The organism is Janibacter sp. CX7 (genome assembly GCF_024362365.1).
Lineage (GTDB): Bacteria > Actinomycetota > Actinomycetes > Actinomycetales > Dermatophilaceae > Janibacter.
This window is the reverse complement of record NZ_CP101464.1, coordinates 2,074,981-2,096,514: the sequence shown is the minus strand read 5'-3', so window position 1 is coordinate 2,096,514 and position 21,534 is coordinate 2,074,981. Positions and strand designations below refer to the sequence as shown.

The following is a 21,534-nucleotide window of genomic DNA, read 5'->3' as shown; positions in this document are numbered from 1 at the left end:
CCACGCCACCGGCCCGCCGGGTGCGCAGGGTGACCTCCTCCCCGTGCCCACGCCACGCCTGACGAGCCTCCTCGCGCTCGGACTCTCCGCGACCCTGACCACCGTGATGCTCCCGTCCTCGACGGCAGCGCCCTCGCCGCAGCCGGGGGGTGAGCGCGCGGACGGCCGGTCCTTCCACCGGCTGGCCACGGTCCCGGCCTATGCCAACACGTCGAAGGACCAGCAGTCGGTCGCCGAGATCTCGACCGTGACCGCCGACGGCAACACCGTCGTCTACACCGACGCCGCGTCCGAGGGCATCGGCTTCGTCGACATCACCGACCCGGAGCACCCGGCGCCCGATGGCTTCGTCGAGGTCCCGGGTGAGCCCACGAGCGTCTTCGCCACCGACGACCGGCTGCTCGTCGTCGTCGACACCTCCGAGAGCTTCACCGACCCCTCGGGCGTCGTCATCGTCCTCGACCCGCAGACGCGCGAGGAGCTCGGCCGTCTCGACCTCGGCGGCCAGCCCGACTCCGTCGACGTGACGAAGGGGGGAGAGCGCGCCTTCATCGCGATGGAGAACCAGCGTGACGAGGAGGCCGGCGACGGCGGTCTGCCCCAGGAGCCGGCGGGCGACCTGGCGATGATCGACCTGACGCAGGACGTCGCCGACCTCGCTGTCGAGCACGTCGACCTCACCGGCCTGGCCGGCATCGACACCCCGCAGGACCCAGAGCCCGAGTACGTGAAGATCTCGCCCGACGGCAGCCGGCTCGCGCTCACCCTGCAGGAGAACAACGCGGTCGTCATCCTCGACGCCGAGACCGGCGAGGTCCGCAACCACTTCTCCGCCGGCTCGGTGGCCCTCACGGGCGTCGACGACGAGGAGGACGGCGACCTGCGCCTCGACGGCTCCACCGAGGCCGCGCCCCGCGAGCCCGACGCCATCGCATGGGTCGACGACGAGCACGTCGCGACGGCCAACGAGGGCGACTGGAAGGGCGGCACCCGCGGCTGGACCGTCTTCGACGCCGCGACCGGTGACGTGGCCTGGGACGCGGGGACGAGCTTCGAGGACCTCGCCCACCGCTACGGCCAGTACCCGGAGCACCGGGCCGGCAAGAAGGGCACCGAGCCCGAGGGCATCGCCGTGGCCACCTACGACGGCACGCCCTACGCCTTCGTCGGGTCAGAGCGCGGCAACTACGTCGCGGTCTACGACGTGAGCGACCCCGCGCAGCCGGTCTTCACCCAGCTCGTCCCGTCGACGGTCGGCCCGGAGGGCATCCTGCCGATCCCGAGTCGCGACCTGCTCGTCATCTCCTCCGAGGAGGACAGCGCCGAGGACCTCGTCCGCGGCACGATCCAGGTGCACCGGCTGCAGGACGGCCCGGCGGCCTCGCCGACGCTGAAGTCCGCCGACGCGCGCCCCGCCGACTCCGGCGGCCGTGAAGGAGCGCCCATCACCTGGTCGGCGCTCGGCGCCCTGTCCGCGGTCCCGGGCACGGACGACGAGGTCTACGCGGCCCCGGACAATTTCCTCTCCCCGTCGCGGATCTACACCGTCGACACCGCCTCGCAGCGCGAGGGCGGGCCGGCGACGATCACCGACCAGCTCGTCCTCAGCAAGGACGGCGAGCCCGTCGGCTACGACGTCGAGGGCCTGTGGGCTGACGCGGACGGCAGCTTCTGGCTGGCCGTCGAGGGCACGGCCGTCAAGGGCGGCGGGTCCGAGGGCAACCGACTGGTCCACGTCGACGCGCAGGGCGCGGTGACCGAGGAGGTCGACCTGCCCGTCGGCGTGGCCGCCGGGCTGGGTGGCCAGGGCTTCGAGGGCGTGACCGGCTACGGCACCGGCGACGATGCGGTCCTCTACGCCGCGGTCCAGCGCGCCTCGTCCACCGACCCGAAGGGGGTCACCCGCATCGGCCGCTACACGGTCGCCACCGGCAGGTGGGAGTGGTTCGGATACGAGCTCGAGTCCACCGAGACCGAGGGCGACTGGATCGGCCTGAGCGAGATCACGGCGGTCGACGAGGACACCCTCGCGGTCATCGAGCGCGACAAGCTGGGCGGCCCGGACGCGAAGCTCAAGGCGGTCTACGCCGTCGACCTGCCGAAGCGCAAGAGGGCGCAGGCCGACCGTGCGCGCCTGCCCGTCCTCGACAAGGAGCTCGCGGTGGACGTCCTGCCGCGCCTGCAGGGGCTCAACGGCTGGACCCAGGAAAAGCTCGAGGGCCTGACGATCGCGGGAAACGGCAACCTCTACTCCGTCACCGACAACGACGGTGTCAAGGACGCGAGCGGGGAGACGGTCTTCCTCGACCTGGGATCGGCTGACGAGATCTTCGACCTGCAGGACGACCGCCGGGGCGGACCGGGCCGCGGCCGGGGCCCCCGGGCGCACGTCCGCTGAGCGCACCCGGGGCCCGCGTCAGCAGCAGCGGGTCCCGGGGTTGCGCTCCTGCTGCGCGTAGTGCTCCCGCCAGAAGTCGGCGCGCGAGGGCACCGGTCGCTCCGGGTGGACCCGCTGCAGGTGCTCGACGTAGCGCTCGTAGCGGTCGGCCCCGGTCACCCCGGACACGAAGCGGCCGATCCGCCGCGCCACGGCGAAGGGGGTGCCCGTCGCGGTGCTCATTAGTGGCCGCCCTTGGCGGCGGGGGAGGGCTCCAGGCCCGCCTCCCGCCACTCGGCGAGGACCTGCTTCTCCTCGGGGGTGGCGAGCGGCCCCGAGGGAGCGAAGATCCGCGAGGGCACGCCCTCGGTCTCGCTCGTCGGCAGTCCTCCGGCCCGGGCCGCGCGCACCATGACGACCACCGCGGCGACGACGACGATGATGACGAGCACGGCGAAGACGATCGACAGGGTGCCCTGGACGAGCGAGTTGAAGATGATCTTGTCCATGTCGGCCGGCGACGCGGCGCCGGTGAGCAGCTCGCCCTTGTCGCGCGCCTCCACGAAGGCGTCACGCTGCGCGAAGTAGCCGATCTTGGGGTTGCTGCTGAAGATCTTCAGCGCCGACGCCCACAGGGTGATGACCAGGTCCCACACGAGCGCGACGCCCGGGATCCACGCCCAGCGCAGGTTGCCCTGCTTGACGATCACCGTGGTGACGACCGCCAGGGCGATCGCCGCGAGCAGCTGGTTGGCGATGCCGAAGAGCGGGAAGAGGGTGTAGATCCCGCCGAGCGGGTCGAGGATGCCCATGACGAGGATCGACCCCCACCCGGCGACGACGATGAGGCTGCACAGCCAGGCGCCCGGGCGCCACGACGGGTCCTTGAAGCGGCCCATGCCGGGCACGTTGCCCAGGGCGTCGGAGAACATGAAGCGCGCGACGCGGGTGCCGGCGTCGACCGTGGTGAGGATGAAGAGCGCCTCGAACATGACGGCGAAGTGGTACCAGAAGGACTTCAGCGAGTCGCCACCGAAGACGCTCATCACCTCGCTCATGCCGAAGGCGAGCGTCGGGGCGCCGCCGGTGCGGGAGATGATCGTCTCCTCGCCGACGCTGCTCGCAGCCTGCTGGAGCGTGGCCGGGTCCACCGGCGGCACGGGGCCGCCTGCCGGGGTGCTGAGCGCCAGACCGTTGACGTAGTCGGCGGCGCTGCCCGGCTCGCCGCCGGTGAGGGCCACCGGTGCATTCATCGCGAAGTAGATGTGCTGGTCGATGCTCACCGCCGCGACCATCGCCATGACGGCGACGAAGGACTCGGTGAGCATGGAGCCGTAGCCGATGAAGCGGGCCTGGCTCTCCTTCTCGATGAGCTTGGGCGTCGTGCCCGACGAGATGAGCGCGTGGAACCCGGAGAGGGCGCCGCACGCGATGGTGATGAAGAGGAAGGGGAAGAGCGAGCCCGCGAAGGCCGGCCCGGTGCCGGTCGAGGCGAACTCGGTGACGGCCGGCATCTTCACCTCGGGGCGCGCGACGAGGATGCCGATCGCGAGGAGCGCGATCGTCCCGACCTTCATGTAGGTCGACAGGTAGTCGCGCGGGGCGAGCAGCAGCCACACCGGGAGCACCGACGCGGCGAAGCCGTAGCCGATGAGCAGCCAGGCCAGCGTGATCGGCTCGAGGGTGAAGGTCTCCGACAGCGTCGGGTGGTCGGAGACCCAGCCGCCGGCGATGATCGCCGCGACGAGCAGGACGACACCGATGAGCGAGACCTCGCCGACGGCGCCCGGGCGCAGGTAGCGCAGGTAGAGGCCCATGAAGAGCGCGATCGGGATCGTCATCGCGATCGAGAAGACGCCCCAGGGGGAGTGGGCCAGGGCGCCGATGACGACGATGCCCAGGACGGCGATGAGGATGAGCATGATGGCGAGCACGCCGACGATCGCGGCGGTGCCGCCGACCCGGCCGAGCTCGTCCCGGGCCATCTGCCCGAGGCTGCGGCCGCCGCGGCGGATCGACAGGTGCAGGACCATGTAGTCCTGCACGGCCCCGGCGAAGACCACGCCGACGACGATCCACAGCGTGCCGGGCAGGTAGCCCATCTGGGCGGCGAGGACCGGTCCGACGAGCGGGCCGGCTCCGGCGATCGCGGCGAAGTGGTGCCCGAAGAGCACCCGCCGGTCCGTCGGCATGAAGTCCTTGCCGTTCTCGAACTCCTCTGCGGGAGTGGCGCGCTCGTCGCGCGGCTTGAGCACCTTGTACTCGATCAGGCGCGCGTAGAAGCGGAAGCCGATGATGTAGGTGCACACGGCCGCGAAGACGAACCAGACGGCGTTGACGTGCTCGCCACGGACCACCGCGATCATCGTCCAGCCGACCGCCCCGAGCAGGGCGATGAGCGCGAAGACGAGCTTCTCCCTTCCGCTCACGGTGTGCGGGGTCCGCACCGCGACCGGCGGCCGATCCAGGTCGGTCCGCACCGTCGTCACGCCGTCCCGCTCCTCCATGAGGGTGCTCGACCCACTCTCTCGGCTCATCTCGTCCTTCGTCCACGTCGTCGTGATCAGGGCTGTGTGTCGAACGTAACGCAGTCATGACTAGGCTGTCGGACATGGCTGATTTCGACGTCGTTGTGCTCGGTGCTGGACCCGGTGGCTATGTGGCGGCGATCCGCGCCGCGCAGCTCGGCAACAAGGTCGCGGTGATCGAGAAGAAGTACTGGGGCGGTGTCTGCCTCAACGTGGGCTGCATCCCCAGCAAGGCGCTCATCAAGAACGCCGAGCTGGCGCACACGCTGACCCATGACAAGAAGAAGTTCGGCATCGAGGGCGACGCCACGATGTCCTTCGGCCCGACGCACGCCCGCTCCCGTCAGGTGAGCGCCGGCATCGTCAAGGGCGTCCACTTCCTCATGAAGAAGAACAAGATCACCGAGATCGACGGCTGGGGCACGATCACCTCCGCCAACACCGTCGACGTCGCCCTCAACGACGGCGAGACCAAGACCGTCTCCTTCGACAAGCTGATCATCGCCGCCGGCGCCACCACCCGCATGCTCCCGGGCGTCGAGGTCAGCAAGAACGTCGTCACCTACGAGGAGCAGATCCTCGACGACGACCTGCCGGGCTCGATCATCATCGCCGGCTCCGGCGCTATCGGCGTCGAGTTCGCCTACGTGCTCAAGAACTTCGGCGTCGACGTCACGATCGTCGAGTTCCTCGACCGCATGGTCCCGACCGAGGACGCCGACGTGTCCAAGGAGCTGGCCAAGCACTACAAGAAGCTCGGCGTCAAGGTCATGACGGGCACCAAGGTCGAGTCCGTCGAGGACACCGGCTCCGGCGTCAAGGTCACCGTCACCCCGGCGAAGGGGGGCGACGCGCAGGTCCTCGAGGCCGACCGCCTCCTCTCCGCGATCGGCTTCGCCCCGCGCACCCAGGGCTACGGCCTGGAGTCGATCGGCGTCGAGCTCACCGAGCGCGGTGCCATCGCGATCGACGAGTACTGCCAGACCAACGTCGACAACGTCTACGCCATCGGTGACTGCACGGCGAAGCTCATGCTCGCCCACGTCGCCGAGGCCCAGGGCGTCGTCGCCGCCGAGCACATGAACGGCGCCGAGACGATGCCGGTCGACTACGACTTCATCCCGCGCGCGACCTACTGCCACCCGCAGATCGGCTCCTTCGGCTACTCCGAGGAGCAGGCCAAGGAGAAGGGCTTCGACGTCAAGACGGCGACCTTCCCCTTCACCGCCAACGGCAAGGCCATGGGCCTGGGCGACGCGGTCGGCTTCGTCAAGGTCGTCGCCGACGCGGAGCACAACGAGATCATCGGCGCCCACATGATCGGCCCCGACGTGACCGAGCTGCTCCCGGTCCTCACCCTCGCGCAGAAGTGGGACCTCACCGCCGACGAGGTCGCCCGCAACGTCTTCGCCCACCCGACGCTGTCCGAGGCGGTCAAGGAGGCCGTCGAGGGCATCGCGGGGCACATGATCAACCTCTGACGACCGACGCGTCGAGCAGCCACGGCGCCCCCTTCGCCCGGATTATGGGCGAAGGGGGCGCCGCTGCTAATCTTCACGGGTTGCCGTGAAAATCGGCCGCGGATCCACAGAGCCCCGGTGAACCAGCCCGGGCGCGCCGCGCAACAACCCAGAGAAGGAGCAGTGTCGCAGCATGCCGCTGACCGCTGACGTCAAGAAGCAGATCATGGCCGAGTACGCCACCGTCGAGGGCGACACCGGCTCCCCCGAGGTGCAGGTCGCGCTGCTCACCCAGCGCATCAAGGACCTCACCGAGCACGCTCGTGAGCACAAGCACGACCACCACAGCCGCCGCGGCCTGCTGCTGCTCGTCGGTCGTCGCCGCCGCCTCCTGCGTTACCTGGAGAGCACCGACATCGAGCGCTACCGTGCGCTGATCAAGCGCCTCGGCCTTCGCCGATAACAGCTTCGTGGAGAGCGGTTCCCGCCCAAGGGGACCGCTTCTTCGCGTATCCGGGGGGAATCTCCCTTCGGCACAACTGAAGAGATCGACAACTGAAGATCGTCACCGCAGAAGACCTACCGGGGCACAACGACGATGCTCCCGGTTCGCAGAGAGAAAAGGAGGACCCGATGGAGGGTCCTGAGATCACCGCCACCGAAGCCACCATCGACAACGGCTCGTTCGGCACCCGCACCATCCGGTTCGAGACCGGTCGCCTCGCCAAGCAGGCTGGAGGCGCGGTCAGCGCCTACCTCGACGGCGAGACCATGCTCCTGTCGACCACCACGGCCGGCAAGACCCCGAAGGACCACTTCGACTTCTTCCCCCTGACGGTGGACGTCGAGGAGCGCATGTACGCCGCCGGTCGCATCCCCGGCAGCTTCTTCCGCCGCGAGGGTCGTCCCGGCACGGACGCGATCCTCACCTGCCGCCTCATCGACCGCCCGCTGCGCCCGACCTTCAAGAAGGGTCTGCGCAACGAGGTCCAGGTCGTCATCTCCGTGCTGTCGGTCCACCCGGACCACCAGTACGACGTCCTCGCGATCAACGCCGCGTCGGCCTCGACGCAGATCTCCGGTCTGCCCTTCTCGGGCCCGATCGGTGCCGTCCGCGTCTCGCTCATCGACGGCCAGTGGGTCGCCTTCCCCAACTTCAGCGACATCGAGCGCTCGACCTTCGACATGGTCGTCGCCGGCCGCGTCGTCGATGGTGGTGACGTCGCGATCATGATGGTCGAGGCCGAGTCCACCGAGTCGACGTGGAACCTCGTGAAGAACGAGGCCAAGACCGCGCCGACCGAGGAGGTCGTCGCCGAGGGCCTCGAGGCCAGCAAGACCTTCATCAAGGTCCTGTGCGACGCCCAGGCCGAGCTGGCCCAGCAGGCCGCGAAGCCGGTCGAGGACTTCCCGATCTTCCTCGACTACCAGGACGACGCCTACGCCGCCGTCGAGAAGGCCACCTCGGCCGACCTCGCGACCGCGCTGACGATCGCCGGCAAGCAGGAGCGCGAGGACCGTCTCGACGAGATCAAGGACGCCATGAAGGCCTCCCTCGCGGGCACCGAGGAGGCTCCCGGTGAGTTCTTCGGTCGCGAGAAGGAGCTCTCCGCGGCCTACCGCTCGGTGCAGAAGGCGCAGGTCCGCCAGCGCATCCTGCGCGACAAGGTCCGCATCGACGGCCGTGGCCTCGCCGACATCCGCGCCCTCGGCGCGGAGGTCGAGGTGCTGCCGCGCGTGCACGGCTCGGCGCTCTTCGAGCGCGGCGAGACCCAGATCATGGGTGTCACCACGCTCAACATGCTCAAGATGGAGCAGCAGATCGACTCGCTCGGGCCGGTCACCAAGAAGCGCTACATGCACAACTACAACTTCCCGCCCTACTCGACCGGTGAGACCGGCCGGGTCGGCAGCCCGAAGCGTCGCGAGATCGGCCACGGTGCGCTCGCCGAGCGTGCGCTCCTGCCGGTGCTGCCCCCGCGCGAGGAGTTCCCCTACGCGATCCGTCAGGTCTCCGAGGCTCTCGGGTCCAACGGCTCGACGTCGATGGGCTCGGTCTGCGCCTCGACGATGTCGCTGCTCAACGCCGGTGTGCCGCTGCGCGCCGCCGTCGCCGGCATCGCCATGGGTCTGGTCTCCGACGAGGTCGACGGCCAGACGCAGTACGCGGCCCTGACCGACATCCTCGGCGCCGAGGACGCCTTCGGTGACATGGACTTCAAGGTCGCCGGCACCCGCGAGTTCGTCACGGCGATCCAGCTGGACACCAAGCTCGACGGCATCCCGGCCTCCGTGCTCGCCGGCGCGCTGACCCAGGCCCGTGACGCGCGGATGCACATCCTCGACGTCATGAACGAGGCCATCGACGCGCCCGACGAGATGGCGCCGACCGCGCCGCGGATCATCACCGTCCAGGTGCCGGTCGACAAGATCGGTGAGGTCATCGGCCCCAAGGGCAAGATGATCAACCAGATCCAGGACGACACCGGCGCCGACATCAGCATCGAGGACGACGGCACCGTCTTCATCGGTGCGGTCGACGGCCCGTCCGCGGACGCTGCGCGCAATGCGATCAACGCGATCGCCAACCCGCAGATGCCCGAGGTCGGCGAGCGCTTCCTCGGCACCGTCGTCAAGACGACGACCTTCGGCGCCTTCATCTCCCTGACGCCGGGCAAGGACGGCCTGCTGCACATCTCCGAGGTGCGCAAGCTCGTCGGCGGCAAGCGCATCGACGCCGTCGAGGATGTCCTCGGCGTGGGCCAGAAGGTCCAGGTCGAGCTCAAGGAGATCGACCCGCGCGGCAAGCTCAGCCTCGCCGCGGTCCTCACCCCGGAGCAGGAGGCCGAGCTGGCCTCCGGTGCGAAGGGTGACGACGAGGGTGGTCGTGGCGGTCGCCGTGAGGGCGGTCGCGACGGCGGTCGTGAGGGTGGCCGCGACGGCGGTCGTCGTCGCCGTCGCCGCAGCGACAACGACTCCGGCGAGTCCTCCGAGACCGAGTCGGCCCCGGCCGACGGTGGCGAGTCGCAGGACGACTGACCACAGGTCCCTGACGCAGGGGGCCGGCTCTCCCACGGGAGGGTCGGCCCCCTTCGTCATGCCTGTGGACAACCGACGGGCGAAGGGGGCGGACCTCGCCTAGCGTGGGCGCAGCCGCCCACGGGCGGTGACCTGATCACGCCACACCAAGGGGACCCATGAAGGCACTGCGCCTGCTCACCGGACTCGTCGCGACCCTGCTCCTGCTCGGAGGGGTCGCCGTCGCCATCCTGCTCGGACCGGACGACACGTGGGGAGGTGAGCCCGCAGCACTGCCCGACAGCGCGCCGGTCATCTCGACGGCGCCGCAGCTGCTCAACGTCGCGGGCATCGACCTGGTCGTCTCGGCACGTGCGAGCACGGGGGAGGTCTTCGTCGGGGCCGGGCACCCGGTGCACGTGCAGGACTACCTCGACGGCGTCACGCACACCGAGATCGACGAGCTGTCGGCCGACGGTGTCGGGGGGAGCCAGCCGCGTGACGGTGACCGCGCCTACCCGGCGGCCCCGCCCGCAGACCTGGACGTCTGGGAGGAGCAGCAGGTGGCGCAGGACGTGACCGTGGCCGTCCCGCTCACCGAGGAGGCGCCGGTGCAGGTCGTCGTCCTGCCCGCGAAGGCCGGGGGAGCCGCTCCCGAGGTGGGCATCGGCTACGGCCTGCCCGGAGCCTTCGTCGCGGGTCTCGTCGCGGCCGTCGTCGGTCTGCTCCTGCTCGTCGGCACCGTCGTCTGGGGCCGTCGCGCGAAGCGAGCCCGTCGCACGGCACCCGCCACCGCCCCCGAGGCGCTTGCCGAGTCCGCCCCGGCGCAGGCCACCACCGTGATGCGGGGAGCGACCCGCGTCGCCGCCGTCGGCGTGATCGCCGTGCTCGCCGCCGGGTGCTCGATCCCGCAGCAGGTCGACCACGGCGAGGCGCCCGGGGTCGTCCCGCTCGAGGCCGCGGACGCGCAGGCGGTGCTCGACGACTACGACGTGCGCAACAACGCGGCGATCAAGGCCTCGCACACGGGTGACGGCAGCCGGTGGAGGGCCGCGGATACGGGGCCCGTCCTCGCCAAGGACCTGGTCGAGGCCAAGACCAATGCCGTCGACCGGCCCACGACCAAGGCGGTGACCTTCACCCACGAGGTCGAGGAGACCTTCGCCGCGCCGCAGTCGGCCTATCCGCAGTGGTTCGTCGTCTCCTACACGAGCTCCCCCGACCCCGAGTCGAAGGGGGTCGGGCTGTCCCTCCAGACCAGAGACCACGTCACGGAGCCGTGGCGCGGCTACTCGTCGGTCTGGGTGGACGAGGGCGCGCCGACGCCGCTGCCGCCCGCGCAGGCCGCGCCGAGCGCCGACGACCTCGAGCGCGCCGAGGAGGTCGACGACCTCCTGGCGACCTGGGTTGAGGAGGGGGAGGCCCCTGGGCTGCAGGTGACGAAGGAGCTGGCTGACCACCGCGCCGAGATGAACACGACGAGCCGGGGCGTGAGCCGCTTCGCCAACTCGTCCGATCCGTGGGGTGGTGCCGAGGATCGCACCGCACCCGGGGGATCGGTTCGGGCCGTGCGCGTCAAGGAGGGCCTGCTCGTGCTCACGGATCAGGAGTGGGAGAACCGCGGGTACCTCGAGGCCGACTTCCAGTGGAGGCTGGATGCGACGGACAAGAAGGTCTTCCCGCAGCAGGACGAGACCAATGTCTACGGCCGCGACTTCGCCCTGAGCGCCGCGATCCTCGTCCCCGACTCGGGCGACGCTCGTGTGCTGGGCGCTCGGGCTCCCCGGGTGCTCGGCTTCCCCCGCTGACGCTCACCTCGGGGTCGTGACCCCATGACGAAGCCCCCGGCACCGTGCGGTGCCGGGGGCTTCGTGGTGCAGGGGCGGGCGGTCAGGCCGCGCGGCGGGCGCTGCGACGGGACTCGTCGATCCAGCGCATCTCCATGCGGGTCCGGCCGTCCGCGCCGCGCACGGGGACCCAGGTGCAGGTCAACTTGGGCGCGGGACGCGCGGTCTTCATCGGTGAAACGGTCATCTCGGACACCTCCTGTTCACGTTCTGTTCACCTACGACTTTAGCAGCAAAGTGAACGGAAGGTGAACGACGCGCCGGTGGGTGCCTCACCGGAAGGGGCTTCGTAGGCTGGCCCCATGACGACGAAGGTGGCAGTGATCGGCGCCAAGGGGCGCATGGGTGCGACGGCGTGCGAGGCGGTCGAGGGGGCCGACGATCTCGAGCTCGTCGGGCGCTTCGACGAGGGTGACGAGCTGGGTGACCTCGGCGGCGCCGAGGTCGTCGTCGACTTCACCGTCCTGGCCGCGAGCGAGTCCAACGTGCGCCACTGCGTCGAGCGCGGCGTCCACGTCGTCGTCGGCACGTCGGGGTGGACCGACGAGCGCGCGGCCCGGCTGCGCGCCGAGGTCGAGGCGAAGGGGGGAGTGGGCGTGCTCATCGCGCCGAACTTCGCCATCGGCGCCGTGCTCATGATGCAGTTCGCCAAGCAGGCCGCCCGCTTCTACGAGTCGGTCGAGGTCGTCGAGCTGCACCACCCGCGCAAGGTCGACGCCCCCAGCGGCACCGCCACCCGCACCGCCGAGCTCATCGCGGCCGCCCGGGAGGAGGCCGGGCTGGGTGCCGTGCCCGACGCGACGACCGACGACCCGGACGGTGCGCGCGGTGCGAGCGTCGAGGGGATCCCGGTGCACGCCGTGCGGCTGCGCGGCCTCGTCGCCCACCAGGAGGTGCTCCTCGGCAACGAGGGCGAGATGCTGACGATCCGCCACGACTCCTTCGACCGCGTCTCCTTCATGCCCGGTGTCCTCGCCGGCGTCCGCGAGGTCGCCAAGCACCCCGGAGTCACCGTCGGTCTGGAGCACGTGCTGGGGCTCTGACCTCCCGGTCAGCTCAAGCCGGTCGGCTCAGGCAGCCCAGCCGAGGGCCCGCAGCACGGCTGCGAGGGCGGCCGCGCCGAAGATCACGACGACGAAGTTGGCCCGAAGCCACATGAGGACGACGGCCAGGGCGACGGCAGCCAGCCGGGCGTCGAGCACGATCCCGTCGCCACCGCCGACGGTCTGGGTCACGAGGAGGCCGGCGAGCAGCGCGACCGGCAGCAGCCCGATGACGCGGGAGCGGCGTGGCCCGTCGACGAGCGACTCGGGCGCGAGGTAGCCGGCGTACTTCGCGGCGAAGCCGAGCGCGCACGCGGCGAGCACGGTGATCCACAGGGCGGTGGCACTCACAGCAGGTCTCCCTCGGGCTGCTCGATGTCGTGCGCGCCGCTCGGCGTGCCGCCGAGCAGCCCGACGACGACGGCTGCGATCGCGGCGAGCAGCACCGGCACACCGGCGGGGGTGGGGACGAGGGTGATGAGGGCGATCGCCGCCGCCAGCAGTGCGGTGACCCTGCCGGTGCGGTCCTTCAGCCGGGGCCAGATGAGCGCGACGAAGGCCGCGGCGGCCGCCGCATCGAGGCCCCACACCCGCGGGTCGCCCAGGGCATTGCCGAGCACCGCGCCGAGGAGCGTCGAGAGGTTCCAGAAGACGAAGACCCCGATCCCGCCGGCCCAGAAGCCGGCCCGGCGTCCTTCCGGTGTGCTCTGGGCGAGCGAGATGGCGGTCGACTCGTCGATCGTCAGGTGCGCGGCCGCGGCCCGGCGCCATCCGGTGAGGCGCAGGATGCGGGCGAGCTGCAGGCCGTAGAGCCCGTTGCGGATGCCGAGCAGGGTGGACGTCGCGACGGCGGTGACGGGATTGCCGCCGGAGCCGATGATGCCGACGAGGGCGAACTGCGAGCCCCCGGTGAAGAGCAGCAGGGACATCGCCATCGTCTGCCACAGGTCGAGCCCGGCGGCGATGGACAGCGCGCCGAAGCTGATGCCGTAGGTGCCGCTCGCGATCCCGATCGACAGGCCCTGCTTGCGGGCCTCGGCGATCTCGCGCTCGGCGATGCTCATGGGGTCGAAGGGGGGTGGGTCACCGCCGCGGTCAGCCGCACCTCGCGTGCGGTCGCACCGTCGGGGGAGACGACCCGGTCGCGGTAGGCGCCGTCGGGCGCCAGCCCGGCGCCGGTGAGGAAGGAGCGCAGGGGCTCGTGCTCGACGAGGCACCAGACCGCGACGTGCTCGGCGCCGGCCTCGCGCAGGATGTCGACGGCGGCATTGACCAGACGCGAGCCGTGCCCCTGGCGCCGGTGGCCGGGGTGCACGCCGAGCGCGGTGATCTCGCCCGTGGTCTGCCCCGCGTCGGGGTCCTGGCTCGGTCCGATCGCGGCGAAGCCGACGACCTCGTCGCCGGCGCACGAGACGAGCAGTCGGTGCACCCCCGCGGGAGGAGTGCGAAGGGAGTCGCGCCAGGCGGCCTCGAAGGCCCGCGGGTCGAAGGCGGCGTGGACCTCGGGCGGGACGATGCCGTCGTAGGCCTCCTGCCACACGAGGGCCTGCACCCGGCCGACGGCGGTCGCGTCGTCGGCAGCGGCGGTGCGCACGCTGGCGTCGGCGGAGGTCATCAGCGCCCCACGAACTGCGGGGAGCGGCGCTCGCCGAAGGCGCGCTGACCCTCGGCGAGGTCCTCGCTCGCCCAGGCTCGGGCGAAGGCCTCGGCATAGGCGGGGTCGGCCCCGGGGGTGGCGTTCATCCCGAGCTTGGACCCGGCCTGCGAGAGGGGCGCGAGCGGTACGGCGGTACGAGCGAGGTCGAGGGCCGCGTCGAGGTCGCCCCGCCGCTGGGCGAAGCCGAGTCGCCAGGCGTCCTCGCCGTCGAGCACGGCCGCCGTGAGCACCATGTGGCGGGCGGCGCCCTCGCCCCAGAATCGGGCGACCCGGTCGAGCGTCCACCTGTCGACCATGAGGCCGAGCTTGGCCACCGGCACCGCGAAGCGGGCGCGCTCGCCGACCACGCGCAGGTCGCAGGCGACGGCGAGCTGCATGCCCAGGCCCATGCACGAGCCGGAGATCGCGGCGATCGTCGTGATCGGCACGGCGGCGAGGTGCTGCAGGACCTCGGCGAGACGCTCGGTGAAGGAGACGTCCTCGAGCTCGGTGAGGTCGGCGCCGGCGCAGAAGTGCCCCTCGGCGCCGGTGAGGACGAGGGCACGGGCCCCGGCGTCGACCGCGGCGACGACGGCGGCGTGCAGCTCCTCGAGGGCGGTCAGGTCGAGCGCATTGCGCCGGTGCGTGCGGTCGATGGTGATGACGGTGACGGCGTCGTGGGTCTCGCTGAGGATGGGCACGTCGCCAGCATACGGAGGGCGTCATCCCTCCCCGGACGCCCGCTCGTCCTGCAGGATCGATCGGCCGTTGCTACGGTCGACGGCAGGGACAGCAGCAACCCGTAGGGGTCTGCAGGACAAGGGATCTGGTGCGGGTGACGTCCTCCCACACACCCACCTCACCCATGCCTGTTAGGGGATCCAGCATGCCCATGTCACGCCTCACCACGTCCGTCGCCGCCGTCGCCGCGGGCGTCCTCCTCCTCGGCGCCGCCGGGGGCACCTTCGCCCAGTGGAAGGAGTCGGAGACGGTCGACGGTGGGACCGTCACCGTCGGCCACCTCGACATGGAGGTGACCCCCGGGACGTGGTTCGACACGAAGGGGACGCCTGACGACACCTCCGACGACACCGAGCTCGACGCCGCCAGCTTCCGCATCGTCCCCGGCGACGTCATCGAGTACCGCGCGACGATCACCCCCGACCTCGTCGGTGACAACCTCGAGGCGGAGCTGTCGAGCGACCTGTCGACGGCCACCGGCGACCTCGCCGACTTCGTCACGACCGAGTCGACGCTGGACGGGGCACCGACCCAGACGCTCACCCCGGCCGACAACGGCACGAGCTTCGACGCGATCGTGCGCGTCGAGATGCCCTACGGCGAGGGCACGGTGACCGACCCCGACGGCGGTGAGGACACCTCCCTCGACCTCAGCTCGATGGAGATCGCGCTGGTCCAGACGCCGAACCCGTGACCCCCACCGGCCGCCTCGCGCGCGCCGGAGTGGCTTGCGCCCTGGGTCTGCTCGTCCTCACCGGGGCGGGCGGGACCGGGGCGAGCTGGGTCCATCGCGTGGAGCGCGAGCCCGGGGCGATCACGGCCGGCGGGGTGTCGGTGACGCCGGGTGCGCAGCGGGTCGAGCTGCACTCGCGGCAGCCGGCGGGCTCGCGGACCTACGCGTCCTCGTCGTCGTGCACCGCAGCCCCGGGGTACACGGAGTGCCGGGTCATCACCGACACCGTGGCCCAGGAGGCGCTCATCCCCGGCGACCGCGTCGTCGTCGTCGACCGGGCGACGGTCGCGGCCCGGGGGACCAACCTCGCCGGCACGCTCGACGTGCGGGTGCGGCCCCTGACGTCGTCGGCCCTCTCGGCCTTCAGCGGCACGGCGACCGCCACGACGACGATCACCCCGCCGACGGGCAGCGCGGTCACGGGCGAGACGGGCAGCTTCCCCGTCTCCCGCTCGACGGGCGCCGGGCTCGGCGACTACACCATCCGCACGGTGATCACCACGCCACCGACCGGACCCACCGGTGACTGGGGGACCGCACTCACCGGACAGCGCCTCTACGACGGCGCCTACACCTACACCTTCACCCAGTCGTGAGGAGGGCGACGATGGCACTCACCCGAGGGCGCACGACGGCGCTCGCCGGTGCGGCGGTGACGGTTGCCCTCGTCGTGACCCTCGCCCCCTCCGGTGACAGCCGGGCCAGGTGGCGGGAGACGGCGTCGACCACGGCGAAGGGAGCGAGCTCGGACGGCTTCGGCATGACGGCGACCAATGTCCCTGACTCTGCCGCGATGCCGTGGCCCAACGGCCGCTGGGCGAGCTCGCCGCAGATCACCCTGACCAACCAGTCCGCGCGGCACTCGTCGTGGACCAACGTCAAGAGCACGAAGCTGGCGAAGGTCGTCGCGGGTGACACCAACTCCGTCGTCTCCGTGGCCGCGCTGGCCTACACCCACGGCACCGGCACGTGCAGCGCCGGAGGTCAGGGCAGCTACTGGTCGGCGCGGGCCGCCGGCCAGGTCGTCGACGGCACGACCTACACGCGCAGCCAGTCGAAGGTCGGGGGAGCCACGATGTCGCCGGGGCAGAGCCGGACCCTGTGCCCGGTGGTGACTCTCGACTACCCGAGCACGACGGCCGGTCAGCGCACGGCGCTGCTCAACCACGCCGGGCGCGCCCTCGACATCACGACGGTCGTCGGCCAGCGCTCGGAGGCGCCGGCGACGTGGAGCTCGCCCGACCGCACCGTCGTCAGCAGGTACCGCATCGCGATGCCGCCCCCGGCCACGCCGAGCTCGGATGTCTGCCAGCGCACCCTGTCCAACGGGACCCCGTCCTCGGTCGGCTACTACGGCGGATTCTTCTGGGGGTGGCCCGACCCGGTGACGAGCACGGCGACGGCCACACCCGCCATGGCCGGGGGGTGGGACATCATGCGCCGGTCGCGGACGGGCGCATGGGAGGTCTGGAAGTCCATCGCCTCCGGCAACGAGCGCAGCCTCGCCGGGATCAACAGCAGGGACATCAGCGACCAGCGTGACGAGGTCCGCGAGTTCAAGCTGCGGGGCTACCCCTTCGCCGGAGACCGGACCCGCTACGTCGAGTCCGCCTGGATCGCCCGGGCGCGCAACGACTGGTCGCTGCTCACCGACCGGTGGACGTGCGACAGCCCGCTGCCGAACCCCGACGCCGGACCGACCAACCTGCCATGACCACCACCCTTCGTCGTCTCACGACCTGGCTGCTCGCCGGGGTCCTCGTCGTGCTCCTGCTCGTCCTCGTCGTCACGGTCGCCTACCCGAGGGTGCGTGGCTACGTGCCGCTGACGATCCTCACCGGGTCGATGGAGCCGACCTATGCCCCCGGGACGCAGGTCTTCGTCGAGCCGGTCGAGGGCGCGGACGAGGCGCAGGAGCGCATCGGGGTCGGCTCGATCATCACCTTCATGCCCTACCCGGACGACCCGACGCTCGTGACGCACCGCGTCGTCAAGGTGTCGCACGGCACCGACGGCGCGCCCCGCTACACGACCCAGGGCGATGCCAACTCCGCCCCCGACGAGACCCGGGTCGGGACCCAGCAGCTGCGAGGCGTCGTGCGCTACGACGTGCCGTGGGTCGGCCACGTCGCCTCGAGCATCGGCGCGCAGCGCAAGGCGGAGCTCGGCAAGGGGCTGGCCGTCCTGCTCTTCGGCTATGCGGCGTGGAACGTCGCGGGCGCGGTTCGCGACCGGCGCCGCCAGTCGACCCAGGAGATGGGTGTCGATGCGGACTGAGCTGCTGCTCGCGATGGTCGGTCTCGTGCTCCTCGCGCCGCCCGCCGTCGCGGACGGGCCCGGCATCGAGCTCTCTCGAGACGGCCGGTCCTGGAGCAGCGCGCTGAGCGCCCCGCTCCTTGACGAGGACGTGCGCATCGTCCCGGGCGGGGCGACCCGCTCCGACCTGTGGCTGCGCAACTCCTCGGGTCGGTCGACGACCTTGACGGTCGCGACCGGGCCGGTGCGCTCGACGATGCCGGAGGGAGTGTCGCCGCTCGACGACTTCCGGGTGCGGGTCGGCGGGACCCGGCTGACGAGCGACTCCCCGAGGCGCTGCGTCGTCGTGGTGCGTCAGACCCTCGATCCGGGGGAGCGGGTCCGCGTGCCGGTGTCCGTGGCGCTGCCGAGCACCTCGCGCCGGGTCAGCGAGCGGCGATCGGTGGCCGTGCCGCTGCGGCTGCACCTGACCGAAGGGGGAGCCGCGGACGCCTGCTCGGGTGCGCCGACGAACCCGACGAACCCGACGAACCCGACGAACCCGGGGACTCCGTCGAACCCGGCGGATCCACCCGAGACGCCGGGGTCCGTCCAGACCGACGGTGGCCCCTGGGAGCAGGGTGCGGTCGCGGACCTGGGGCTCGTGGCCCTGCTGTCGGTGGCGCTGGCCGTGGCCCTCAGGAGGCGAGCAGCAGGGCGCCGAGGGCGACGAGCCAGCTGACAAAGCTGCCGACGAGGAAGTACTCGGTGACCTTGTCGATGTCGGACGGGCGACGGCTGTCGTCGCTGCTCGCGTGCGACCTCAGCTCGGGCCAGCGGATGAGTCCCTTGGCCGCGATGACGAGGCCGGCGGCAGTGAGCTCGCCCGCGAGGCCGAGGCCGAGGATGAAGAGTCGCTCGAGCGGCCCGAGCAGCCGCCCGCCGCGCAGCTCGCCGTCGACGCCGCCGGCCACGGGTCGCGCGGGGAGCGCGCCGGTCGTCACGAGCACGAGGCGCACGAGGCGGTTGCCCGTCGCCAGCTGGACGAGGACCAGGCCGGCGAGCAGCAGCGCGTGGTCTGGCGTGGGCTGCCACGGCAGGTCGCTCCACGCGAGCCAGTCGGCGAGCAGGCCGCCGACGGGTGGGGCCCAGCCCGAGCCCGCGAGCTGGACGAGCAGGGCGGCGGCGAAGGTGGACAGCGCCAGCCCGTGACCCGACCCGGCGTCGGCGCGCTCGGCGGCGACGGTCCAGGCGAGGAGGCCGGCGGCGGCCAGTGCGGTGAGCGCGACCCCGCCCCACGTCCCGAGCAGGCCGGCGGTGGCGGTGACGACGAGCAGCAGGAGCAGTCCGAGGGCGGGCAGCCCGCGGGTCTCGCGGGCCGTCGCCGGGTGTGGGCCGAGGCTGCGCAGCAGGTCGACGGACCCGATGGTGACGAGGAGGGCGGCGAGCACGCTCATGGCAGGGCTCCGAGCTCGGCGTCGAGGGCGACCAGCTGGTCGAGGGCGTCGCGGTGCACCCGGCGGGAGACGGCCGTCGGGCTGATCTCCTCCACCTCGGCGAGCTCGCGCTGGGTCGTGCCGTCGAGCAGCCCGCGCAGGAGGCGCTGGGAGCGCTCGTCGAGGTCGGCGACGAGCAGGTCGCGGTGCCGCAGCGCCGCGTCGAGGGCCAGGCCGACGGGGGAGTCCTCGACCCACCGGGTGCGCACGACGCGCCCCCGGCTGCCCGCCGACTCCTCGTCTCCCTTCGCCCGGGTGATCGCCTCCCGGGCCTGCCACCACCCGGGGCCGTCCTGGACGAGGCCGTCGTCGCTGAGCGCGGTGACCTCGCCGTGGCCGAGTCCGTAGCGGGTCTCGACCTCGGGCAGGAGGCTCAGCCGCAGCAGCAGGGCGGCGTGCACGGCCTCGCCCCGCCTGGCCCAGGCGCCCTGGAACTCGTCGCCCACGGTCACGCGCAGCGGCTGGAGGGGATCGGTCCTGGCGTTGACGAGCGCGATGACCTCTTCGAGCCGTGCATGCAGCGCACGTCGGTCGGCGGCCGCCCGGCTGCGGACGACGTCGCCGATGAGGGTCGCGATCGCGGTCATGTGAACACCATAGATCACTTCAGTCCAAAATGAACCGATATGGTTGATATGGAGGTGAGTGAACCCATCGAGTCACCTCTCGTAGGTGACGAAGGCGAAGCCCTCTCGTGGGCTGCGGGCGACCTCACGCCACCCGGCGTCGACCTCGGGGAAGAAGACCTCGGCCTGCGGCGAGGCGTCGATCTCGGTCAGCTCCAGGCGCGAGGCCAGGTCGATCGTCTGCCGGTAGATCTCACCGCCCCCGACGACGAAGACCTCGCCCGGACCGGCCGCCACGAGGGCCTCGGCCAGCGAGTGGACGACGACCGCCCCGGGCGCGCTCCACGCGTGGTCGGACGTGACGACGACGGTCGTGCGGCCGGGCAGGGCGCGTCCGATCGAGTCCCAGGTGCGGCGGCCCATGACCATCGTGCCGCCCATGGTCAGGGCCTTGAAGTGCGCCAGGTCCTCGGGCAGGTGCCACGGCATGCCGCCGTCGACGCCGATGGCGCGGTTGGCCCCGAGCGCGGCGACGAGGACCAGGCGCTGGTCGTGGCCGAGCTCGACGAAGGGGGGCAGCGTCCCCTCCCGCAGCCCCTCGAGCACCACCCGCTCGTGCGGCACGACCTGCGCCGGCAGGTCGTCGAGTCGCCACCACCGCAGGTCCGCCGCCTTGTCGGGCTCCTGCAGCGAGGGCTCGCCCGACCACGCGGTGACGTGGAAGAAGAAGTCGGCCCGCTGCTCGATCGGACCGAGCAGGCTCGTGCGCTGCACGGTCGTCAGCGGCGCGGCGGTCTCGACGCGCACCCCGAGCTCCTCGTCGACCTCGCGGTGCAGCGCCTCGCTCGGCGCGCTCGCGTCCTCGACGTGGCCGGCGGCGCCGCAGGCCCACCAGCCGTCCATGAACCCGGTGCCCCGGCGCAGCTGGAGCAGCACCTCGGTGCCCTGCCCGCCCTCGCGGGTCATCACCGCGTAGGACGCGGCGACGAGCGGGACCCGACCGCGCAGGTCGTCGGGGACGCGACGCGGCAGGCTCATACGGCGATCGGCGCCTTGATGCTCGGGGCGGCCTCGTAGCCGACGAGGGTGAAGTCCTCGATCTCGTAGGCGTCGATGGACTCGCGCGGCGTGATCTCCATGCGTGGCAGCGGGCCGGGGGAGCGGGTCAGCTGCTCGTCGGCCTGGTCGAGGTGGTTGCTGTAGAGGTGCGCGTCGCCGAGGGTGTGGACGAACTCGCCCGGCTCCATGTCGACCTGCTGGGCGACCATCATCGTCAGCAGCGCGTAGGAGGCGATGTTGAAGGGCACGCCGAGGAAGATGTCGGCGCTGCGCTGGTAGAGCTGGCACGACAGCCGGGGGCGACCCCCTTCGCTCGCCGGCGTGACGTAGAACTGGAAGATCGTGTGGCAGGGCGGCAGCGCCATCGAGTCCACCTCGGCGACATTCCACGCCGAGACGATGTGCCGGCGGCTGTCGGGGTTGGTCCGCAGGCCCTCGATGACCTTGCTGATCTGGTCGATCGTGCCGCCCTCGGGGGTCGGCCACGAGCGCCACTGGTGCCCGTAGACCGGGCCGAGGTCGCCGTGCTCGTCGGCCCACTCGTCCCAGATGCTGATGCCGCGCTCCTGCAGCCAGCGCACGTTGGTGTCGCCGCGCAGGAACCACAGCAGCTCGCCGATGATCGAGCGCAGGTGGAGCTTCTTCGTCGTCAGGACCGGGAAGCCCTCCGAGAGGTCGAAGCGCATCTGGTGGCCGAAGACGCTGCGGGTGCCGGTCCCGGTCCGGTCCGACTTGTCGACGCCGTGGTCGCGGACGTGCTCGAGGAGGTCGAGGTACTGACGCATGGCGCCACGA

22 protein-coding genes are annotated in these 21,534 nt (G+C 71.6%); 11 read left to right on the top strand and 11 right to left on the bottom strand.

Annotated elements, in window-relative coordinates:
* The first annotated feature begins 43 nt into the window (after positions 1–43).
* Complete coding sequence (locus NMQ01_RS10220) at positions 44–2,398, top strand: esterase-like activity of phytase family protein (protein WP_255183834.1); 2,355 nt, start codon at positions 44–46, stop codon at positions 2,396–2,398.
* 18 nt (positions 2,399–2,416) lie between these two features.
* Here NMQ01_RS10220 and NMQ01_RS10215 read toward each other — a convergent pair whose 3' ends face one another.
* Together NMQ01_RS10215 and NMQ01_RS10210 are read right to left on the bottom strand one after the other, a co-directional pair.
* Complete coding sequence (locus tag NMQ01_RS10215; RefSeq protein ID WP_255183833.1) at positions 2,417–2,620, bottom strand: YbdD/YjiX family protein; 204 nt, start codon at positions 2,618–2,620, stop codon at positions 2,417–2,419.
* Positions 2,620–4,914: a carbon starvation CstA family protein gene (locus NMQ01_RS10210; protein WP_255183832.1), complete on the bottom strand. Its 2,295-nt coding sequence runs from the start codon at positions 4,912–4,914 to the stop codon at positions 2,620–2,622. The genes NMQ01_RS10215 and NMQ01_RS10210 overlap by 1 nt, the downstream gene beginning before the upstream one ends.
* Positions 4,915–4,988: 74 nt before the next feature.
* On the opposite strand from NMQ01_RS10210, the gene lpdA reads away from it, so the two are divergent.
* From lpdA to NMQ01_RS10190, 4 genes are all read left to right on the top strand, one after another.
* Positions 4,989–6,386, top strand: coding sequence for a dihydrolipoyl dehydrogenase (gene lpdA, locus NMQ01_RS10205; protein WP_255183831.1), 1,398 nt, complete (start codon positions 4,989–4,991; stop codon positions 6,384–6,386).
* A 172-nt stretch (positions 6,387–6,558) separates the two neighbouring features.
* Complete coding sequence (gene rpsO, locus NMQ01_RS10200) at positions 6,559–6,828, top strand: 30S ribosomal protein S15 (protein ID WP_255183830.1); 270 nt, start codon at positions 6,559–6,561, stop codon at positions 6,826–6,828.
* A gap of 170 nt (positions 6,829–6,998) precedes the next feature.
* Positions 6,999–9,404, top strand: a complete 2,406-nt coding sequence (locus NMQ01_RS10195) for a polyribonucleotide nucleotidyltransferase (protein ID WP_255183829.1) — start codon at positions 6,999–7,001, stop codon at positions 9,402–9,404.
* 158 nt (positions 9,405–9,562) lie between these two features.
* Entirely contained in the window at positions 9,563–11,191 is a 1,629-nt protein-coding gene (locus tag NMQ01_RS10190; protein ID WP_255183828.1) for a hypothetical protein, read from the top strand.
* 82 nt (positions 11,192–11,273) lie between these two features.
* Here NMQ01_RS10190 and NMQ01_RS10185 read toward each other — a convergent pair whose 3' ends face one another.
* Entirely contained in the window at positions 11,274–11,417 is a 144-nt protein-coding gene (locus NMQ01_RS10185; protein ID WP_255183827.1) for a hypothetical protein, read from the bottom strand.
* A gap of 115 nt (positions 11,418–11,532) precedes the next feature.
* Between NMQ01_RS10185 and dapB the strand changes: the two genes are divergently transcribed.
* Positions 11,533–12,273, top strand: coding sequence for a 4-hydroxy-tetrahydrodipicolinate reductase (gene dapB / locus NMQ01_RS10180; protein ID WP_255183826.1), 741 nt, complete (start codon positions 11,533–11,535; stop codon positions 12,271–12,273).
* Positions 12,274–12,300: 27 nt separating this feature from the next.
* Here the strand turns inward: dapB and NMQ01_RS10175 are convergent, their stop codons facing one another.
* Genes NMQ01_RS10175 through NMQ01_RS10160 form a run of 4 tightly spaced genes read right to left on the bottom strand, consistent with a single transcriptional unit; the run spans position 12,301 to position 14,610 of the window.
* On the bottom strand, positions 12,301–12,624 hold the full coding sequence (locus NMQ01_RS10175; RefSeq protein WP_255183825.1) for an AzlD domain-containing protein: 324 nt from the start codon (positions 12,622–12,624) through the stop codon (positions 12,301–12,303).
* Positions 12,621–13,337 carry an AzlC family ABC transporter permease gene (locus tag NMQ01_RS10170; protein ID WP_255183824.1) on the bottom strand — a complete coding sequence of 239 codons (717 nt, stop codon included), beginning with the start codon at positions 13,335–13,337 and terminating at the stop codon, positions 12,621–12,623. The genes NMQ01_RS10175 and NMQ01_RS10170 overlap by 4 nt, the downstream gene beginning before the upstream one ends.
* Positions 13,334–13,888 carry a GNAT family N-acetyltransferase gene (locus NMQ01_RS10165; RefSeq protein ID WP_255183823.1) on the bottom strand — a complete coding sequence of 185 codons (555 nt, stop codon included), beginning with the start codon at positions 13,886–13,888 and terminating at the stop codon, positions 13,334–13,336. The genes NMQ01_RS10170 and NMQ01_RS10165 overlap by 4 nt, the downstream gene beginning before the upstream one ends.
* Complete coding sequence (locus tag NMQ01_RS10160) at positions 13,888–14,610, bottom strand: enoyl-CoA hydratase-related protein (RefSeq protein WP_255183822.1); 723 nt, start codon at positions 14,608–14,610, stop codon at positions 13,888–13,890. Before NMQ01_RS10160 ends, NMQ01_RS10165 begins: the two co-directional genes overlap by 1 nt.
* A gap of 185 nt (positions 14,611–14,795) precedes the next feature.
* Between NMQ01_RS10160 and NMQ01_RS10155 the strand changes: the two genes are divergently transcribed.
* The 5 genes from NMQ01_RS10155 to NMQ01_RS10135 are packed head-to-tail and all read left to right on the top strand — an operon-like array spanning position 14,796 to position 18,360.
* The gene (locus tag NMQ01_RS10155) at positions 14,796–15,344 is read left to right on the top strand and encodes an alternate-type signal peptide domain-containing protein (protein WP_255183821.1); all 549 of its coding nucleotides are present in this window, start codon (positions 14,796–14,798) and stop codon (positions 15,342–15,344) included.
* Positions 15,341–15,979: a hypothetical protein gene (locus tag NMQ01_RS10150; RefSeq protein ID WP_255183820.1), complete on the top strand. Its 639-nt coding sequence runs from the start codon at positions 15,341–15,343 to the stop codon at positions 15,977–15,979. The genes NMQ01_RS10155 and NMQ01_RS10150 overlap by 4 nt, the downstream gene beginning before the upstream one ends.
* A gap of 11 nt (positions 15,980–15,990) precedes the next feature.
* The gene (locus NMQ01_RS10145) at positions 15,991–17,097 is read left to right on the top strand and encodes a hypothetical protein (RefSeq protein WP_255183819.1); all 1,107 of its coding nucleotides are present in this window, start codon (positions 15,991–15,993) and stop codon (positions 17,095–17,097) included.
* Positions 17,094–17,660 (top strand): signal peptidase I, encoded by a 567-nt coding sequence (locus NMQ01_RS10140; protein WP_255183818.1) that lies wholly within the window; start codon positions 17,094–17,096, stop codon positions 17,658–17,660. Before NMQ01_RS10145 ends, NMQ01_RS10140 begins: the two co-directional genes overlap by 4 nt.
* Positions 17,644–18,360 carry a hypothetical protein gene (locus NMQ01_RS10135; RefSeq protein ID WP_255183817.1) on the top strand — a complete coding sequence of 239 codons (717 nt, stop codon included), beginning with the start codon at positions 17,644–17,646 and terminating at the stop codon, positions 18,358–18,360. Before NMQ01_RS10140 ends, NMQ01_RS10135 begins: the two co-directional genes overlap by 17 nt.
* Here NMQ01_RS10135 and NMQ01_RS10130 read toward each other — a convergent pair.
* From NMQ01_RS10130 to NMQ01_RS10115, 4 genes are all read right to left on the bottom strand, one after another.
* A complete protein-coding gene (locus tag NMQ01_RS10130; RefSeq protein WP_255183816.1) occupies positions 18,317–19,075 on the bottom strand; it encodes a hypothetical protein in 759 nt (252 codons plus the stop codon). The genes NMQ01_RS10135 and NMQ01_RS10130 overlap by 44 nt on opposite strands.
* A complete protein-coding gene (locus NMQ01_RS10125) occupies positions 19,072–19,701 on the bottom strand; it encodes a SatD family protein (protein ID WP_255183815.1) in 630 nt (209 codons plus the stop codon). Before NMQ01_RS10125 ends, NMQ01_RS10130 begins: the two co-directional genes overlap by 4 nt.
* Before the next feature lie 72 nt (positions 19,702–19,773).
* Positions 19,774–20,718, bottom strand: coding sequence for a dihydrofolate reductase (locus NMQ01_RS10120; protein WP_255183814.1), 945 nt, complete (start codon positions 20,716–20,718; stop codon positions 19,774–19,776).
* Positions 20,715–21,524: a thymidylate synthase gene (locus NMQ01_RS10115; RefSeq protein ID WP_255183813.1), complete on the bottom strand. Its 810-nt coding sequence runs from the start codon at positions 21,522–21,524 to the stop codon at positions 20,715–20,717. The genes NMQ01_RS10120 and NMQ01_RS10115 overlap by 4 nt, the downstream gene beginning before the upstream one ends.
* Between the last annotated feature and the right edge of the window lie 10 nt (positions 21,525–21,534).

What these genes read in the sequence shown, in the direction of transcription:
- rpsO (WP_255183830.1), top strand. Translation starts at nt 6,559, where the DNA reads ATGCCGCTGACCGCTGACGTCAAGAAGCAGATCATGGCCGAGTACGCC.
- NMQ01_RS10145 (WP_255183819.1), top strand. Translation starts at nt 15,991, where the DNA reads ATGGCACTCACCCGAGGGCGCACGACGGCGCTCGCCGGTGCGGCGGTG.
- NMQ01_RS10120 (WP_255183814.1), bottom strand. Translation starts at nt 20,718, where the DNA reads ATGAGCCTGCCGCGTCGCGTCCCCGACGACCTGCGCGGTCGGGTCCCG.
- NMQ01_RS10215 (WP_255183833.1), bottom strand. Translation starts at nt 2,620, where the DNA reads ATGAGCACCGCGACGGGCACCCCCTTCGCCGTGGCGCGGCGGATCGGC.
- NMQ01_RS10185 (WP_255183827.1), bottom strand. Translation starts at nt 11,417, where the DNA reads ATGACCGTTTCACCGATGAAGACCGCGCGTCCCGCGCCCAAGTTGACC.
- NMQ01_RS10190 (WP_255183828.1), top strand. Translation starts at nt 9,563, where the DNA reads ATGAAGGCACTGCGCCTGCTCACCGGACTCGTCGCGACCCTGCTCCTG.
- NMQ01_RS10195 (WP_255183829.1), top strand. Translation starts at nt 6,999, where the DNA reads ATGGAGGGTCCTGAGATCACCGCCACCGAAGCCACCATCGACAACGGC.
- NMQ01_RS10115 (WP_255183813.1), bottom strand. Translation starts at nt 21,524, where the DNA reads ATGCGTCAGTACCTCGACCTCCTCGAGCACGTCCGCGACCACGGCGTC.
- NMQ01_RS10170 (WP_255183824.1), bottom strand. Translation starts at nt 13,337, where the DNA reads ATGAGCATCGCCGAGCGCGAGATCGCCGAGGCCCGCAAGCAGGGCCTG.
- NMQ01_RS10165 (WP_255183823.1), bottom strand. Translation starts at nt 13,888, where the DNA reads ATGACCTCCGCCGACGCCAGCGTGCGCACCGCCGCTGCCGACGACGCG.
- NMQ01_RS10140 (WP_255183818.1), top strand. Translation starts at nt 17,094, where the DNA reads ATGACCACCACCCTTCGTCGTCTCACGACCTGGCTGCTCGCCGGGGTC.
- NMQ01_RS10210 (WP_255183832.1), bottom strand. Translation starts at nt 4,914, where the DNA reads ATGAGCCGAGAGAGTGGGTCGAGCACCCTCATGGAGGAGCGGGACGGC.
- NMQ01_RS10130 (WP_255183816.1), bottom strand. Translation starts at nt 19,075, where the DNA reads ATGAGCGTGCTCGCCGCCCTCCTCGTCACCATCGGGTCCGTCGACCTG.
- lpdA (WP_255183831.1), top strand. Translation starts at nt 4,989, where the DNA reads ATGGCTGATTTCGACGTCGTTGTGCTCGGTGCTGGACCCGGTGGCTAT.
- dapB (WP_255183826.1), top strand. Translation starts at nt 11,533, where the DNA reads ATGACGACGAAGGTGGCAGTGATCGGCGCCAAGGGGCGCATGGGTGCG.
- NMQ01_RS10125 (WP_255183815.1), bottom strand. Translation starts at nt 19,701, where the DNA reads ATGACCGCGATCGCGACCCTCATCGGCGACGTCGTCCGCAGCCGGGCG.
- NMQ01_RS10155 (WP_255183821.1), top strand. Translation starts at nt 14,796, where the DNA reads ATGCCCATGTCACGCCTCACCACGTCCGTCGCCGCCGTCGCCGCGGGC.